Below are 15502 nucleotides of genomic sequence, written 5' to 3'. Positions count from 1 at the left end.
CAACGCTCCCAGGCGACCGCGATGGATTCCGGCTGGTGTGCTCTCAGACCGCGACGGCGGTCCGCCAGCCGGGTTGGTAGCTCTCACGGGCCATCACCGAATAGGGTGCCGGGCTCACGATGGCGCGCACGGCGAACTGCTCGTGCGGCTGGACGGTCGTCTTGCGAGTGCCACCGCCCGGCTCGCCCCAGATGACGCGGACTTCGGCGCCGAGCGGGACGTCCGGGTTGAGCGTGGCGAGGGACAGGGCCTTGCGCTCGTTGGCACTGTAGCCGGTGAACATCGACAGCCCGACCACGTTGCCGTCGCCGTCGATCACGGAGTCGAAGCTGGACGATCCGTAGTTGGCGTTCGGCAGGTCGAAGAACTGGTACCCGGGGCCGTCTGGATCGACGGGGGAGGCCAGGAGTCTGGCGACGTCGTCGGCGTTCCAGGCCAGGGTCACCTTGTGCCGCTGGGTCTCCGGAGTGATGGCCGCCAGCGCCTCGCGCCCGATGAAGTCGTGGTCGAACTTGACGAACGACCCGTAGCCCAGCTCCCACGGATTGAGGTAGTAATCCTCGATCTTGTCGGAGACGAAGCTGCCGGCAAGGGCGTTGGTCGCCTCGTAGCTTTCGGCCCCGAGCCACTCGCGGTATGGCCGGAGCTCCTCGCTGGTGTAGATCGCGGGGAGAGGCGACGGGATCCAGCCGGATTCGAGGGTGTTGCACGAGTAGGCGCGCGCCCCGGCGGGCACGAGCCCGAACTCGCGGCCCGCGTCCAAGATGGTGTCCCGCACCTTGTCGTAGGTCTCGTACGGCCCCCACAGCTCCAGGCCCGGCGCGCCGGCCATGCCGTGGCGCAGGGTGCGGACTCGCTCGCCGGCGACGTTCATGTAGGCCATGCGGAAGAAGCGCAACTGCTCCACCCGGCCGCCGTTGACTTTCTCGATGACCTGCCACGCGGCGGGACCCTGGATCTGGAAACGCCACAGGTCGCGGGTCACCTGCTTGCCATAGGGCCGCGAGGGCGAACGCGGGTCCAGCCGGAGGTCGACGTCGTATCCCTTGCCTGCCTGGAACGTGAGCCAGTTGGCGACCGGGGCGCGGCCGACGAAGACGAATCTTTCCTCCGCTTCCCGGAACATGATTCCGTCGCCGATGACGCCACCCTCGGGCGAGACCGGCACGAACTGCTTGGCCGAGTCCACCGGGAACTTCGCGACGCTGTTGATGCCGGTGTCGGAGATCAGCCGCAGGGCGCCCGGACCCGAGATGAACAGGTTGACCATGTGATGCGACTGGTCGAACAGCACCGCCGTCTCCCGCCAGGCGGTCACCTCCCGGCGGAAGTTGGTGAACTCCGACGGGACGACCGGATAGATATAGGCCCCCAGCTGGGAGTTTCGCAGCAGTTCTACCGTGTTGCCTGCCTGGTCGAGGACTTCCTGCAGATTTTTCGCGCTCATGTGTCATCCGTTCTTTGCTCGACGCCGTGGACGTTCGGCCGCACGTTGCTCTCGTTTTGCGGTGTGCGAATCAGCGGCTGGCCGTAGTACTCGTCGGCGGTCACGTATTCCACGCCGAGTTCGGCGAGTTTGGTGCGCAGGCCATAGCGGTCGAGCCCGAGTTCGCCGTCGCGGAACGCCTCCCGCGACGCCGATTCCTTGTCGACGCGGGTCTGCGCGGCCTCGAGCGCGTGGGCGACGTCCTGACGGGGCACGACCATGACGCCGTCGTCGTCGGCGAGGATCGCGTCACCGGGCCGGATCACCTGCCCGCCGAGGGCGATCGGCACGTTGACCGAGCCCGGTGTCGCCTTGACGGTGCCTTGTGCGCTGACGGCGGCCGACCACACCGGAAAGCCCATGGCGTGTAGGTCGGCGACGTCGCGTACACCGGTCGAGGTGACCAGCCCGCGCACCCCGCGCACCTGCAGGGCCGTGGCGAACAGCTCGCCGAACATCCCGTCGCCGCACGGGGAGGTGGTGGTGACGACGAGGACGTCGCCGGGCAGGCACTGCTCGACCGCGGCGTGGATCATCAGGTTGTCGCCTGGCCAGCACAGCACGGTGACGGCGGTGCCGCCGGTGCGCGATCCCAGGTGGACCGGGCGCAGCCGCGGACCGAGGAAACCGGTGCGCCCCACGGCTTCGTGGACGGTCGCGACCCCGTATTCGGCCAGCTTGGTGACCTGTTCCAGGTCGGCGCGCGGCGGGTCGGTGACGATGACGGTCCTCATGACAGGGTGTCCGTGACCTGTGGGTACAGCCGCATGTACGCCTCGCCCATGGTGGTGTGCGGCAGGCCGAGGTTGGGACCGGCGTTGCGCTTGAGCTGCACGCCCCGCCTCTTGGCGAGGTCGGTGTAGTAGTCCCACATGTGCTGCTGTGCCGGCAGGCACTCCATGGCCTTGCGCTTGGTGTCGAACACCGGGGTGATGTCCAGCAGCACGTCCGGCTTGAAGCCGCACTGCTCGGGCTGGTGCGGTTCGAAGAAGAACACCGGCGGTGCCCCCAGCGGCTCGCCTGGCGCGTCGTACCCGATCGCCTGCGCCAGCACCCGCGCCTGCAGGGCCATCCGCGCGGCCGCCGGGTGGTCCTGGTTGTATGGATCCTCCAGCGGGTGCGTCAGCACCACGGAGGGATTGACCTCGCGGTAGACGTGCACGATCCGGTCCACCAGCTCCGGGCTCTCCAGCAGGGGGTAGTCTCCCGCGTCGAGGAACTCGATCTCCGCTCCGAGCACGGCGGCCGCGGAGGCGGCCTCCGCGCGCCGGATCTCCTTGATCTCCTCCAGCGTCCTGCCCTCGCGCCACGCCTTCGCCGACTCGCCCCGTTCGCCGTACGTCAGGCACAGCACCTTGGCCCGGGCGCCGCGTGAGGTCGCCAAGGCGATCGCTCCCGCGGCCCGCCACACGAAGTCGCCCGCGTGGGCACTGATCACCAGCAACGAACCCATCCCGGTCTCTCCCTCAAGTCATCGGCTGTCACCAAGGACGGTAGAAGCAATCGCACCTCCGTGGTCACGTCCTGAAGACCGGTCCGGCCTACGTCATTCGACCTAAAGCTCCTGAGAGGTTTGACCTGTCGGGAGCCGTCATCGAGCTGTGCCGACGGCCGCTTCGTCGTTGTGCGACGAGCGGTAGGAGACCAGACGGCCGGGGTCGCCGCCGGCATCTCGGTCATTTGTCGCACGCAACTCGGCCTCTATGCCCGACGAAACGCGTTGCGCGTTTCGCTCTACTGGTTCAAGCGGAGTCGCCTGTTCTCACCGGTCAGAGCATCGAGGCTTGGCCACGCGCCGTGAGCCGACGAAGTCCGCGATCGCCGCCGCACGTCTTGACCCGCCCGTGCCCGCAGGAGGAATGAGGAAATGCCATGACCGTACAGGAGGAGGCCGCCGGCTCCAGGCGTCGGCGCTCGCGTCTCGTCGACCTGGTGCGCAACATGAGCTACGAGGTCATGCCGTTCAAGAACACCGAGCGGGACGTGCTCGAGAACGTGCCGGCCACCGTCCCGCTGACCGTCACGGTCACCGAGGCCAAGGGCATCGACGCGACGCTGGACCTGACCGAGCGACTGGTGCGGCACGGCTACACCGTTGCGCCGCACCTTCCGGCACGCCAGTTCGCCGACGACAAGCACGTCGCCGACGTCGTGGCCCGCCTCCGTGAGGCGCGGGTGCGGTCGGTGTTCGTGGTCGGCGGTGACGCGCCGAAGCCGGCCGGTGAGTTCCAGGACGCGTACGCGCTGCTGCGCGCCATGGAGCAGGTACACCACCCTTTTGAGGAGGTCGGCATCGCCGGATACCCGGAGGGGCACGCGGCCATCCCACGGGAGGCCCTGGACCGGGCGCTGAAGCAGAAGGCGCCGACGGCGACCCGCATCCTCACCCAGATCTGCTTCGCCGCCGACACGACGGCGAGCTGGGCCGCCGGGATCGCAGGGTCCGGCATCGACCTCCCGGTTTATGTCGGGATGCCGGGTCCGGTGAACCGGCAGAAGCTGATGCGGGTCTCGGCGGGCATCGGGCTGGGTCAGTCCGCGCGCTTCCTGCAGAAGCAGCAGAGCATGGTGTGGCGGTTCCTGCTGCCGGGCGGTTACAACCCGACAAGCTTGCTGCGGCGGCTGGGCGCCGCGGTGCCGAAGGTCGACAGCAACATCCGCGGGCTGCACATCTTCACCTTCAACGAACTCGGCAGGACCGAACTTTGGCGGCGGCGGCTGCTGGACTCGGTCTCCGCATTGGACGATCGGTCATGACCGAGCAGCACCACACCACCGACTACGGGCGCCTGATCGTGCAAGGAGCGGACCGTCCTGGCATCGTCGCCAGCGTGTCGGGGGTGCTCACCGAGCACGGGGCCAACATCGTCTCGCTCGACCAGACGTCGAGCGATCCCTCCGGCGGGCGCTTCTTCCAGCGCACGGTCTTCCATCTGCCGGATCTTGGCGTGCGGCTCGACGGGTTGACCCAGGACCTGCGGACGAAGCTGGGCGACCAGCTGGGGCTGGAGTTCCGGCTGGTGGAGGCGAAGCGCCGCAAGCGTGTGGCGATCATGGTGTCCAAGGCGGACCATTGCCTGCTCGATCTGCTGTGGCGGCAGCGCCGGGGTGAGCTGCACATGGACGTGCCGATGGCGATCTCGAACCACACCGATCTCGGTGACGAGGTTCGGCAATTCGGCATCCCGTTCTTCTATGTGCCGGTGGAGAAGGGCGACAAGGCGGCCGCCGAGAAGGAGCAGCTGAACCTGCTCAAGGGCAACGTGGACCTGGTCGTCCTGGCACGTTACATGCAGATTCTCTCCCGCGACTTCCTGGACGAGCTCGGGGCACCTGTGATCAACATTCACCACTCGTTCCTGCCGGCGTTCATGGGGGCCGGCCCCTATCAGCGTGCCAAGGAGCGAGGTGTGAAGCTGGTCGGGGCGACGGCCCACTATGTCACCGAGGACCTCGACGAGGGCCCGATCATCGAGCAGGACGTGATCCGCGTCTCGCACCGGGAATCGGTGCGCGAGCTGCAGCGCAAGGGCGCCGACGTCGAGCGGCTCGTGTTGTCCCGCGCGGTGGCGGGGCATTGCGAAGACCGCATCATCCGCGACGGCAACAGCACCGTCGTGTTCTAGGAGATCAGGTGACCGAGCGAAGCGAGGGAACGATTCTGCTCGCGCAGACCATTCAGGCGGCACGGGACCGCGAAGAAGCGCGGGATCGAATCGCCGTTCCAGTAAGGGAAGCGCAATGACCGATGCTCAAGACAACTACCTGCTCGACCTCGCGGCGAGCAGGCGGGGTTATGCGATCAACAGGTTGTGCGGATCACTGAAGGACGAGGAGAACCGGCGTCGGTTCAGCGAGGACGAGGCCGCCTACTGCGACGCTTACGGCCTTTCGCCGGAGCAGAAGAAGGCGATCCTGGAACGCGACTGGATCGCGATGCTGGACCTGGGCGGGTGCATTTTCTACACGTTCAAGCTCGCGATGCTGGACAAAAAGTCGATGCAGTATCTCGGCGGGGTGTTCACGGGGATGTCGGCCGAGGAGTTCGCGGCGGCCATGCGGTCGGGAGGGCGGAATTTTGGCTGAGGTCATCTGGGGTCTGGCGACCTCGCACGTACCGTCCATCGGCGCCGCGATGGACAACCACATGACCGCGGACCCCTATTGGAAACCGCTGTTCGACGGCTATGAGCCGGCGCGCACATGGATGGCCGCGCACCGGCCGGACGTGGCGGTGATCGTGTACAACGATCATGCGAACGCGATCGATCTGGATCTGGTGCCCACCTTCGGGATCGGCGCCGCCGAGTCCTACGCCGTGGCAGACGAGGGGTGGGGCCGCCGGCCGGTGCCGCCGGTGGCCGGCGCGCCGGAGCTGAGCGAGCACCTCGTGCGTGAGCTCATGGACGACTCGTTCGACATCGCGACCTTCCACCGGCTCGACGTCGACCACGGGCTGACCGTGCCGCTGTCGGTTTACTGCCCGGATCCGGGTGAGGCGTGGCCGTGTGCGGTGGTGCCGGTGCTGGTCAATGTGATCCAGTATCCGCAGCCCACGGCGGCACGCTGTTACGCGCTGGGGCGGGCGATCGGGCGGGCGATCCGCTCGTTCCCGCAGGACCTGAAGGTCGCGATGTTCGGCACCGGCGGCATGTCGCATCAGCTGGCCGGCGCCCGGGCCGGGCTCATCAACACGGAGTTCGACCGCATGTTCCTCCAGGCGATCGAGTCCGAACCCGAGAAGCTGGCCGCGCTCACTCGCGAGGACTACATCCGCGACGCCGGCACCGAGGGCATCGAGCTGATCATGTGGCTGGTCATGCGCGGCGCGATGAGTGGCAAGATCGCCCGCATCCACGACACCTATCACGTGCCCGCCTCCAACACGGCCGCGGCGCTCGCGCTGTTCGAAGATCTGGGGGAGGAATGAGCACGTTCGTGCTGGTGCACGGCGCATGGCACGGCGGCTGGGCGTGGCGGCGGGTGATTCCGGCGCTGCGCGAAGCCGGCCACGAGGTCCACACGCCGACCCTGACCGGAGTCAGCGACAGAGCTCATCTGATCAACCCCTCCGTGGGGCTGTCGACCCACATCCAGGACGTGGTGGCGCTGATCGAGGCGCACGACCTCGACGACGTGGTGCTGGTGGGGCACAGCTACGCCGGGCAGGTGGTCACGGGTGTCGCCGACCGCATCCCGGGCCGGCTGGCCAAGCGCGTCTACCTGGATGCCTTTGCGGGCCGCGACGGGGACGCCGCGATCGATCTGCTGCCGGAGACGGTGGCCGGGCACTACCGGGAATCGGTCGCCGGACCCGGGTTCGGCTGGCTCATCCCCGTGCGCTCGCTGACCGTGCTCGGTGTGACCGAGCAGGCGGACCTGGACTGGCTGGGTTCGCGCTTGACCCCGCACCCGTGGCTCACCTACACCGAACCCCTGCGGCTCAAGGGCGACTCCGACAAGGTGCCGGCGGCGTACGTCGAATGCACCGACTGGATCCGGGTGTTCCGGCCGCACGCCGAGAAGGCCGCGACCCTCGGCTGGCCGGTGCACCACCTCGCCACCGGTCACGAGGCGATGGTCACCGCGCCCAAGGAACTCGCGGAGCTGCTGCTCACCATCAGCGCGTCCTAAGGAGAAGAGATCGATGGAGTTCCTGGTACGCACGGAGAACCTGCTGCCACCCGATATGCCGGACCATGCCCGCGATCACCTCCGCAAGAGCGAACGCGAGCGCGCCATGCAGTTGCGCGAGGCGGGAATCCTCAAGCGGCTGTGGCGGGTCCCCGGCCGCAACGCCACCATCGGCCTGTTTGAGGCCGAGGACCCGGCTGCGCTGCACGATGCGCTTACCTCCCTGCCGATGTGGAAATGGATGGACATAACCGTTGAGCCGCTCGCCACGCATCCGCAGGAACGGTGACACCGAGCCGAGCAAGGGTGAGATCGGGGTTGGTCTAGACTGGCCACCGTGGCTGGCCGGACGCGTGCAACAGAGTTCGTGGCCGCTCCGTCCGCAGCCCGGGATAGCGGCCGAGGCGCGAATGGCACGGACCACGACGACGAGGCCGAGGTCGCCGCGCAACAGGGATCGAGCCTTGCGGTGCGGCCCCAGTCGCTGTTGCTGACGTTCTGTGCACACTTTCTGCTGGATCAGCCCGGGGTGCTCTTCACCGGTAGCTTCGTCGAGGCTCTCACCAGAGCCGGGGTCGGCGAGCACGCGGCTCGCACCACCTTGACCCGCATGTGCCAGCGTGGCCTGCTCGCGCGCTCTCGGATCGGCGCCAAGGTTTACCTGTCGCTGACCACACGGGGCGAGCAGGTGCTGCGGGATGCCGAGACGCGGGTCTGGTCGCAGGGCGCCGTCAACCGTTCCTGGTCCGGCGAATGGACGGTGCTGAGCTTCTCGCTTCCTGAGTCCCGCCGAGCCGAGCGGCACCAGCTGCGCAAGCGGCTCGCCTGGGAGGGCTTCGGCATGCTCCACAGCGGGTTGTGGATCACCCCTTCGGTCGTGGACGTCCCGCAGCTGCTGTCCGGGTCGAACCTGAACAGCGAGGTCAAGGTCTTCAAGGGGGCGGCACTGCCGCCGACGGACGTGCATCAGCTGGTCGAAGACGCGTGGGACCTGGACGCGCTCTCGGACGGCTACTCGCGGTTCCTCGAGCGGTGGGGTGGCCAGGAGCCGGGCTCGGGCATCGATGACGCCTTGGCCCGGTTTCTCCTGCTGCTGACCGAGTGGCTGCTGCTGGTCCGCATCGATCCGCACCTACCCGCCGCGCTTCTGCCACCGGACTGGCCGGCGGTGCCGGCGGAGCGGCTGGTCGTCCGGCTGCGGAAGGCGTACGAGCCTGCGGCCTGGAGCGCCTTCGAGGGCTTCGCCGACCGCCGGTCGGCCGGTGACCAGGTCGTCGCTGGGCGGGCTCAGAAGTAGTAGCGGACGAGGATCGTCGCGACGCACGCGGGCTTGCCGCCGGTGTCCGTCTCGAAGGTCAGGGTCAGGGTGACCTGAACGCCGCCGGAAATCTCCCGGACGTCGTCCACGACCGCGGTGGCGCGCACCCGGCTGCCCACCGGCACCGGCGAGGGGAACCGGACCCGGTCGCAACCGTAGTTCACCACCACGGAGAAGCCCTGCACATCGAGGATCTCGGTCATCACGACCGGGACCAGGGAGAGGGTCAGGTAGCCGTGCGCGATCGGGCCGCCGAAGGGACAGCTCGCCGCACGCTCCTGGTCGACATGGATCCACTGGTGGTCACCAGTCGCAGAGGCGAACTGGTTCACTCGCTCCTGGGTGATCTCCAGCCAGCTGCTCGGTCCGAGCGGCCGGCCGGCCAGTGTGGCCACACCCTCCACGCCCGCGACAACGGCGCGGGCCGGTGCGGCAGTGCTCGGGAACGCTTCCATCACGGGGCTTTCCTTCCGTCAGGTGTGTCGCCGGATGGGGGGATGTTCAGCGGCGCGGGCCTGAACTCCTGCCGGTGTTCGCGCAGGATCGAGGGGAGCAGGTCGCCGATCTGTCCGACGTCCCACCCGCCGTGCCGCAGGACGGACACGACCTCGACAGGATGGGACCATATGGCCAGGCGATCCCCGCCCGCGGCGATGCACTGACCGGTGACGTCCGACGCCGCGTCGGAAGCCAGCCAGACCACCAGCGGTGCGACGTCGTCCGGGGTGCCGAGCCCGGCGCTGCGCAAGGCCGCCGGAACCGGCTCGCCACGTATGGCCGCCTCCACATGCTCGGTCAGTCCCGGGATGGTCGCCACCATCCGCGTCAAGGCGGTCGGGATGATCGCGTTCACGGTCACGTTCTGGCGTTCGAGCTCGACGGCCCAGGTGCGGGCAAGCCCGACGATGGCGGCCTTCGACGCGGAGTAGGACGTCTGCCCGAAGCTCGCGCGCTGGCCGGCGGGCGAGCCGACCAGGATGAGCCGGCCCCCGCCGCCCTGCTCCCGGAAGCACGCCGCGGCCGCCCGGCCGCACGTGAACGTGCCACGCAGGTGTGAGCCCACGACCAGGTCGAAATCCTCGTCACTGGTGTTGCGCAGGGTCCGGTCGCGCAGTGCCCCGGCATTGGTGACCATGATGTCCAGGCGCCCGAACCGCTCCACTGCCGTACGGACCAGCAGGTCGGCGGTCTCGGTGGAGCCGACGGCGGCGACGACCGCGACCGCCCGGCCGCCGGCCTGCATGATCGACTCGGCCGACTCCTTGGCGACGTCGTCATCGACGTCGTTCACCACCAGCGCGGCACCGGCCTTGGCGAGGGCCTGTGCGTAGGCGCGACCTAGGCCGCGCCCGCTCCCGGTCACGACAGCGACTTTCCCGGCAAGCATGGGCTTCTCCAGCGACGAGGGGGCGAAGAACCGCGGTTGAGGCACCGATGCTCCCAGCATCCCGCGATGGCCTCGTACGTTAGTCATATGTGTAACGCTCGTCAAGAAAATGACTTGACGGTGCCACTGGCACGCAATACGGTCGTCATCATCGAGGCGCCTCTCCGATGGAGCTGCCGATGACCGGTCACCACGCCCGTCCACGAGATCCGGCTGACGGCACGTGCACCGTCAAGAGCCCGCACTGCCCTGGCGGCCCGAGAACGCACCACGCGCACGCATGTCAGCAACCTGCTGGCGAAACTCCACCTCACATCGCGGACGCAGGCCGCCCTGGTGGCCGTCCGGAGGGGCTGGTCGTCGTCCCGGGCACCGGCGACGCGGCAGCGCCGTCACCGCCTGGGGTGGTTTGAGACGGTGCCCATGAACAGGGGAAAGAGGTAACCGTGGTCGACGTGTCGTTCGGGACCGTCTGGGAGGGCATAGCCGGCGCGTTGCCGGACGCCATCGCTGTCCGTAGCCCGGACATCGACCTCACATACGCGCAATTCGACGAGCGGGCCGCCCGCCTGGCGACGGCACTACGTGACAGCGGAGCCGGGCCGGGGGCGAGGGTCGTCTGCTACCTCTACAACGGGGCGCAGTACCTGGAGACCGTCTTCGCCGCTTTCAAGATCGGCGCTGTTCCGGTGAACGCGAACTACCGGTACCGCGGTGCGGAGCTCACCGAACTGCTGACGGATGCCGACGCCGAGGTGCTGGTCTTCTCCGACATCCTCGCCGACTCGGTGCGGGACGCCTGCGCGCACGTCCCGACTCTGCGGCTCGCGGTGCAGACCGGCTCGACCGACCTTCCGGATCTGCCGGGGGCTGCCACGGTGGCCGCCTACGACACCCTGCTCTCCACGTGCGCGCTGCTGCCGCATGCCGCCCGGCCCGGCACGGACCAGTTGTTCATGTACACCGGTGGGACGACCGGCCGGCCCAAGGGCGTGATCTGGCAGCTCGGTGAGCTGATGCACGGACTGTCGTACGCGACGTACGCGGCGGCGGGCAGGAAGGTTCCGCGAACGCCGGCGGAGGCCGTGGACACGGCCGTCGCGATGCGCGGCGCGGGGGAGGTCAGAGTCTCGCTGCCGGTGGTCCCGCTGATGCACGGCACCGGCCTGTTCAACACGTTCGGCACGCTGCTCACCGCCGGTGAGGTGGTCTTCCCCGGCGGGACGAGACTGGACGCGGCGCGGGTCTGGCACGCCGTGGAGCGCCACCGCGTCACCAACCTGCTCATCGCGGGGAACGCGGTCGCGCGGCCACTGGTCGACGAACTGGTCGCGGCCGAGAACGCGGGGCGCCCGTACGACCTGTCGTCGCTGCGGACGATGATCAGCTCCGGGACGACGTTCACCGACGACCTCAAGCGTGAGCTCCATCGGCGCAGCGCGGTGACCATCTACGACGGGCTGGCGGCCAGTGAGGGCGGCCCCTTCGCGTTCGCCGTCACCGCCTCGGAGCACGACCTGCCCGGCCGTTTCCGCCCGGCGCCGGAAACCCTGGTCGTCGATCAGAACGGCGACCCCATCCCGCCCGGCAGTGGCGAGGCCGGCATGCTCGCCTTCGGTGGAGGACTGCCGCTCGGCTACCACAAGGACCCCGCGCGGACGGCGTCGACCTACCGGACCATCCAAGGCCGGCGGCATGTGATCGTCGGCGACTACGTCACCTACGAGTCGGACGGCACACTGCGGTTCCTCGGCCGCGGCAGCGGCGTGATCAACACCGGCGGCGAGAAGGTGTACCCGGCGGAGGTGGAGGAGCTCCTGATGGCGCACCCCGCCGTCGCCGACGCGATCGTGATCGGGGAACCGGACGACACCTGGGGCGAACGGGTCGCCGCAGCGGTCTCGCTGCGCACGGGCGCCGCGGCGACCCCGCAGGAGTTGCAGGACTGGCTGCGCCCCCGGCTCGCCGGGTACAAGCTGCCACGACGACTGGCCATCGTCGCGGAGCTGCCGCGCACCCCGAGCGGAAAGCTCGAGATCGGCCGCGTCCGCCGGCTGCTCAAAGAAACAGAGGCGCCGCGGTGAGCGCCCGGCCGACCGCACCCGGTCGCACCGTGACGCCGGACGGTCGTCTTCACCGTGGACACCACCACAGCCACCGGTCACCCGGCACAAGCCGTGGAGAACCGGTCACTCACCCACATCGACGTAACAGGGGAACCACATGACTGAGCTGTCCGAAGCCAAGCAGGCGGACGGTGACACACCGATCACGCCGGGCCAGTTGTGGATCGACGGCGGCGCCGTCGCAGCGTCCAGCGGTCGCCGACGGGATGTTCTCGATCCCGCGACCGGTGAGCTGGTCACGACCATCGCCGACGCCGGCGACGATGACGTCGCGCGAGCCGCTGCGGCCGCGCGGACCGCCTTCGACGACGGCCGCTGGTCCGGCCTGACCCCGCGCAAGCGCGCGGAGGTGCTCCTGCGGGCGGCCGCGCTCCTCCGCGAGCACGCGGAGGAGGTCGCCCGGCTGGAATCGCTGGACGTCGGCAAGCCCCTCATGTTCACCCGCACCATCGACGTGCCCACCGCGATCGACACGTACGAGTACTACGCGGCCCTGGCCGCATCGATCGAGGGCGCGGCCCGCAGCACGGCCTTCCCCAGCCTCGCGTACACGCGCAGGGAACCGGTCGGCGTGGTTGGCGCGATCACTCCGTTCAACTTCCCGTTGATCTTGAGTACGTCCAAACTGGCCCCTGCACTGGTGGCCGGCAACACCGTCGTGCACAAGCCCGCCGAGGAGACCGCTCTGTCCGCGCTGCGGATGGCAGAGCTCCTTCAGCAGGCCGGCCTGCCGGATGGCGTGCTCAACGTCGTCACCGGCGGCGGCGCGGCGGGAGCGGCCCTGGTCCGTGACCCCGACGTCGACAAGATCGCCTTCACCGGGTCCACCGCGGCCGGCCGGCTCGTCGCCGCCGGCGCTGGCGAGCACCTCAAACACGTCACTGTGGAGCTGGGCGGCAAGGGTGCGAACATCATCTTCGCCGACGCCGACCTGGAGGCCGCGATCAACACCGCGGTGGCCGCCTTCGTCTTCAACACCGGCCAGTTCTGCATGTCCGGCAGCCGGCTGCTGGTGGAGCGCCCGGTCTACGACACCGTCGTCGAGGCGCTGCACGGCGCGGCCCAGCACGTCCCCGTCGGCGACCCCTTCGCCGAGGGCACAGTGGTCGGTCCGATGGCCGGCCCGCGGCACCTGGCGAAGGTGCGCTCCTACCTGGACCGGGCGGCCACCGCCCCGGTGCAGGTGGTCTCCGGCCCCGCCCACGGCGGCGGCGGCTTCTTCGTCCCGCCGACGGTCATCACCGGGGTGACGCAGGACTCGCCCTTCGTCCAGGAAGAGATCTTCGGCCCGGTGCTCACGGTGCAGCCGTTCGACACGGAGGACGAGGCGGTCGCGCTGGCCAACGGCACTCCGTATGGCCTGGCCGCGGGTCTGCAGACCCGCGACATCACCCGTGCCCACAGGGTGGCCGCCGTCCTGCGGGCGGGAATCGTCTGGGTCAACGGCTGGTCTCTGCTCGATCCGTCCATGCCGTTCGGCGGCACGGGGCACTCCGGTTACGGACGGGAGAACGGCCCGGAGGCCCTTGACGAGTACCTGCAGACCAAGTCCGTCGTCGTCAACCTCGGCTGAACCGCCGTTCACGCAGCGGACGGCCCCGTTGCGGCGAGTCCCGGCCGACGATCATGATCGCCGGCCGGATCCCTTTTTCGCCGGTGGACACATCCATGTGTGTAGCTGGCAACAAAGTGCCCCTCACCGCAACCGCGTACGGACGCTTCGCGTCTACGTCGAATGTCGCGGCCGGCCTTGCCGATCACGCAGGAAGTGACGGGTCCTATGCGGGATGTTTTCGTTCGAGCCACGCAATAAGGTTCCGGGCAACCACATACGCGTTGCTCCGCACCCGTCCTGGGGGACTACCAATGGCGTCTTTGGATCAGCTACCCGAGACCAAGACCGAACTCTTCATCGATGGCGAGCCGCGCGGCGCGGACCACTCATTGCGGATCATCGACCCAGCGGATGGAGTGTCGGTGGTCGGCTACGCTGCCGCCGCCAGCGCAGGGCTCGCCTCCGCCGCGGTCGCCGCGGCCGACCGGGCCTTCCCGGCGTGGGCCGCCCGCACTCCGCAAGAGCGTGCCGCGCTGCTCGACGCCGCGCTTCCCCCGCTGGAGGCGGACCGGCCGGCCACAGCCGAGATACTCACCCGCGAGAACGGCAAGATCCTGATGGAGTCGGTCATCGACTCCATCGTCTTCGAGCATCGGTTCCATCTGGCCATCGCCTTGGCCGACCAGGTCGAACACCGTACCGAGTTGGCGGGGCCGCCGTACCGCACGCAGATCACGTACATGCCGCTGGGCGTGGTGACGATCATCGTGCCGTTCAACTGGCCGTTGGCGATCCTCGCCGCTTCCCTGCCGCAGGCGCTGCTGGCCGGCAACACCGTCGTGGTCAAGCCACCGCCTACCGCGCCGCTGGCCGCGGTCCGCACCGTCCAGCAGGTGGCCCAGGCCCTTCCACCGGGTGTGCTCAACGTGGTGACCGGCACGGACGCCGAGATCGGCGCGGCGCTCATCCAGGACGACCGGGTCAAGAAGGTCTGCTTCACCGGCAGCCCCGCCGGTGGGAAGCGGATCATGGCGATGGCCGCCGGCTCGTTGACCCGGGTCGCGCTGGAACTGGGCGGGAACGACCCGGCCATCGTGCTGGCCGACGCCGAGCTCGACGCCGAAGCGATGCAGCGCCTGTTCACGGGCGTGTTCGATTCCACCGGCCAGATCTGCATGGCCGCCAAGCGGCTCTACGTCCACCGCTCCCGCTACGACGAGGTCGTCGACGGGTTGTCGGGCATCCTCGCCGGCACCCGGCTCGGCCACGGCCTGGACAAGCAGGTGACGATGGGTCCGCTGCACAGCCGCCGGCAGTGGGAGTACGTCCGGGAGCTCGTCGAACAGGCCCGCGCGTCCGGTGCCGAGATCCGCGAGTTCGGTGAGGCGGTCGAGGGCGCGGACCTGTCCCGCGGCAACTTCCTGCGGCCGTCCCTGGTCCTCGACCCCGCCGACGACACCCGCGTCGTGGTCGAGGAGCAGTTCGGCCCGACGCTGCCGATCCTGCCGTTCGACGACGAGAACGACGCCATCGCCCGCGCCAACGACACGTGGTCCGGACTGTGCTCCTCGGTATGGACGGCGGATCTCGACCACGCGGCCACACTCGCATCCCGGCTGCGCACCGGCTACACCTTCGTCAACGCGCACGGCGCCGCGCACCTTGACGAACGGGCGCCCTTCGGGGGCTTCAACGGCAGCGGTATGGGCCGGGAGATGGGGATCGAGGGCATCCGCGAATTCATGGACACCCATGCCGTCGGCTTCCCCGCAGCACCGCAGCCGTAAGGGACGCGCCGCGCGCCCAGGTCGTGATCAAGCGGGTGCCGGCCGAGGGCGACCTCGTCCTGGTGCCATCCTGACGCCGGGTACCGTTCCTAAGGACTGAGCATGAGTTGCAGATGCTCAGCCGAACGCTCCGAACGGTGTTGAGCGTTCTGGTCGCCCGCGTTCTGGCCGTATCCGGGCGGCGCGGATCGTGTCCGTGGTCCGGGGAT

General features: G+C 69.0%; 15 protein-coding genes. 10 read left to right on the top strand and 5 right to left on the bottom strand.

The window, feature by feature from the left end:
• Window positions 1-43: 43 nt before the first annotated feature.
• From ligM to EJK15_RS24130, 3 genes are read right to left on the bottom strand one after another with little or no spacing between them, the layout of a single operon-like run.
• Window positions 44-1447, bottom strand: coding sequence for a vanillate/3-O-methylgallate O-demethylase (gene ligM / locus EJK15_RS24140; protein WP_138712735.1), 1404 nt, complete (start codon window positions 1445-1447; stop codon window positions 44-46).
• Window positions 1444-2220: a 4-carboxy-4-hydroxy-2-oxoadipate aldolase/oxaloacetate decarboxylase gene (locus EJK15_RS24135; protein ID WP_138712734.1), complete on the bottom strand. Its 777-nt coding sequence runs from the start codon at window positions 2218-2220 to the stop codon at window positions 1444-1446. The genes ligM and EJK15_RS24135 overlap by 4 nt, the downstream gene beginning before the upstream one ends.
• A complete protein-coding gene (locus EJK15_RS24130) occupies window positions 2217-2939 on the bottom strand; it encodes a PIG-L deacetylase family protein (protein WP_138712733.1) in 723 nt (240 codons plus the stop codon). Before EJK15_RS24130 ends, EJK15_RS24135 begins: the two co-directional genes overlap by 4 nt.
• Window positions 2940-3358: 419 nt before the next feature.
• Between EJK15_RS24130 and EJK15_RS24125 the strand changes: the two genes are divergently transcribed.
• From EJK15_RS24125 to EJK15_RS24095, 7 genes are all read left to right on the top strand, one after another.
• The gene (locus EJK15_RS24125) at window positions 3359-4243 is read left to right on the top strand and encodes a methylenetetrahydrofolate reductase (protein WP_138712732.1); all 885 of its coding nucleotides are present in this window, start codon (window positions 3359-3361) and stop codon (window positions 4241-4243) included.
• Complete coding sequence (gene purU / locus EJK15_RS24120) at window positions 4240-5112, top strand: formyltetrahydrofolate deformylase (RefSeq protein WP_138712731.1); 873 nt, start codon at window positions 4240-4242, stop codon at window positions 5110-5112. The genes EJK15_RS24125 and purU overlap by 4 nt, the downstream gene beginning before the upstream one ends.
• 115 nt (window positions 5113-5227) lie before the next feature.
• Window positions 5228-5572: a protocatechuate 3,4-dioxygenase gene (locus tag EJK15_RS24115; RefSeq protein ID WP_138712730.1), complete on the top strand. Its 345-nt coding sequence runs from the start codon at window positions 5228-5230 to the stop codon at window positions 5570-5572.
• Window positions 5565-6416: a class III extradiol dioxygenase subunit beta gene (locus EJK15_RS24110; protein ID WP_138712729.1), complete on the top strand. Its 852-nt coding sequence runs from the start codon at window positions 5565-5567 to the stop codon at window positions 6414-6416. Before EJK15_RS24115 ends, EJK15_RS24110 begins: the two co-directional genes overlap by 8 nt.
• Window positions 6413-7120 (top strand): alpha/beta fold hydrolase, encoded by a 708-nt coding sequence (locus tag EJK15_RS24105; RefSeq protein WP_138712728.1) that lies wholly within the window; start codon window positions 6413-6415, stop codon window positions 7118-7120. The genes EJK15_RS24110 and EJK15_RS24105 overlap by 4 nt, the downstream gene beginning before the upstream one ends.
• A 13-nt stretch (window positions 7121-7133) precedes the next feature.
• Window positions 7134-7409: a muconolactone Delta-isomerase family protein gene (locus EJK15_RS24100; protein ID WP_138712727.1), complete on the top strand. Its 276-nt coding sequence runs from the start codon at window positions 7134-7136 to the stop codon at window positions 7407-7409.
• Between the two features lie 48 nt (window positions 7410-7457).
• Window positions 7458-8417, top strand: a complete 960-nt coding sequence (locus EJK15_RS24095; RefSeq protein WP_138712726.1) for a PaaX family transcriptional regulator — start codon at window positions 7458-7460, stop codon at window positions 8415-8417.
• Here the strand turns inward: EJK15_RS24095 and EJK15_RS24090 are convergent.
• Window positions 8408-8893 (bottom strand): MaoC family dehydratase, encoded by a 486-nt coding sequence (locus EJK15_RS24090; protein WP_138712785.1) that lies wholly within the window; start codon window positions 8891-8893, stop codon window positions 8408-8410. The two genes, EJK15_RS24095 and EJK15_RS24090, sit on opposite strands and share 10 nt — an antisense overlap.
• Window positions 8893-9870 (bottom strand): SDR family NAD(P)-dependent oxidoreductase, encoded by a 978-nt coding sequence (locus tag EJK15_RS24085; protein WP_240777175.1) that lies wholly within the window; start codon window positions 9868-9870, stop codon window positions 8893-8895. Before EJK15_RS24085 ends, EJK15_RS24090 begins: the two co-directional genes overlap by 1 nt.
• A 401-nt stretch (window positions 9871-10271) precedes the next feature.
• On the opposite strand from EJK15_RS24085, the gene EJK15_RS24075 reads away from it, so the two are divergent.
• The 3 genes from EJK15_RS24075 (at window position 10272) to EJK15_RS24065 (ending at window position 15293) form a co-directional block, all read left to right on the top strand.
• The gene (locus tag EJK15_RS24075) at window positions 10272-11909 is read left to right on the top strand and encodes an AMP-binding protein (RefSeq protein ID WP_138712725.1); all 1638 of its coding nucleotides are present in this window, start codon (window positions 10272-10274) and stop codon (window positions 11907-11909) included.
• 139 nt (window positions 11910-12048) lie between these two features.
• Window positions 12049-13524 carry an aldehyde dehydrogenase family protein gene (locus EJK15_RS24070; protein WP_138712724.1) on the top strand — a complete coding sequence of 492 codons (1476 nt, stop codon included), beginning with the start codon at window positions 12049-12051 and terminating at the stop codon, window positions 13522-13524.
• A gap of 293 nt (window positions 13525-13817) precedes the next feature.
• On the top strand, window positions 13818-15293 hold the full coding sequence (locus EJK15_RS24065) for an aldehyde dehydrogenase family protein (RefSeq protein ID WP_138712723.1): 1476 nt from the start codon (window positions 13818-13820) through the stop codon (window positions 15291-15293).
• The last annotated feature ends 209 nt before the right edge of the window (window positions 15294-15502 follow it).

It is taken from the genome of Nonomuraea basaltis (assembly GCF_005893125.1).
Taxonomy (GTDB): Bacteria; Actinomycetota; Actinomycetes; order Streptosporangiales; family Streptosporangiaceae; genus Nonomuraea; species Nonomuraea basaltis.
Note: the sequence above shows the minus strand (reverse complement) of the source record. Positions and strands in the feature narration are given on the sequence as shown.

What these genes read in the sequence shown, in the direction of transcription:
- ligM (WP_138712735.1), bottom strand. Translation starts at nt 1,447, where the DNA reads ATGAGCGCGAAAAATCTGCAGGAAGTCCTCGACCAGGCAGGCAACACG.
- EJK15_RS24135 (WP_138712734.1), bottom strand. Translation starts at nt 2,220, where the DNA reads ATGAGGACCGTCATCGTCACCGACCCGCCGCGCGCCGACCTGGAACAG.
- EJK15_RS24130 (WP_138712733.1), bottom strand. Translation starts at nt 2,939, where the DNA reads ATGGGTTCGTTGCTGGTGATCAGTGCCCACGCGGGCGACTTCGTGTGG.
- EJK15_RS24125 (WP_138712732.1), top strand. Translation starts at nt 3,359, where the DNA reads ATGACCGTACAGGAGGAGGCCGCCGGCTCCAGGCGTCGGCGCTCGCGT.
- purU (WP_138712731.1), top strand. Translation starts at nt 4,240, where the DNA reads ATGACCGAGCAGCACCACACCACCGACTACGGGCGCCTGATCGTGCAA.
- EJK15_RS24115 (WP_138712730.1), top strand. Translation starts at nt 5,228, where the DNA reads ATGACCGATGCTCAAGACAACTACCTGCTCGACCTCGCGGCGAGCAGG.
- EJK15_RS24105 (WP_138712728.1), top strand. Translation starts at nt 6,413, where the DNA reads ATGAGCACGTTCGTGCTGGTGCACGGCGCATGGCACGGCGGCTGGGCG.
- EJK15_RS24100 (WP_138712727.1), top strand. Translation starts at nt 7,134, where the DNA reads ATGGAGTTCCTGGTACGCACGGAGAACCTGCTGCCACCCGATATGCCG.
- EJK15_RS24090 (WP_138712785.1), bottom strand. Translation starts at nt 8,893, where the DNA reads ATGGAAGCGTTCCCGAGCACTGCCGCACCGGCCCGCGCCGTTGTCGCG.
- EJK15_RS24070 (WP_138712724.1), top strand. Translation starts at nt 12,049, where the DNA reads ATGACTGAGCTGTCCGAAGCCAAGCAGGCGGACGGTGACACACCGATC.
- EJK15_RS24065 (WP_138712723.1), top strand. Translation starts at nt 13,818, where the DNA reads ATGGCGTCTTTGGATCAGCTACCCGAGACCAAGACCGAACTCTTCATC.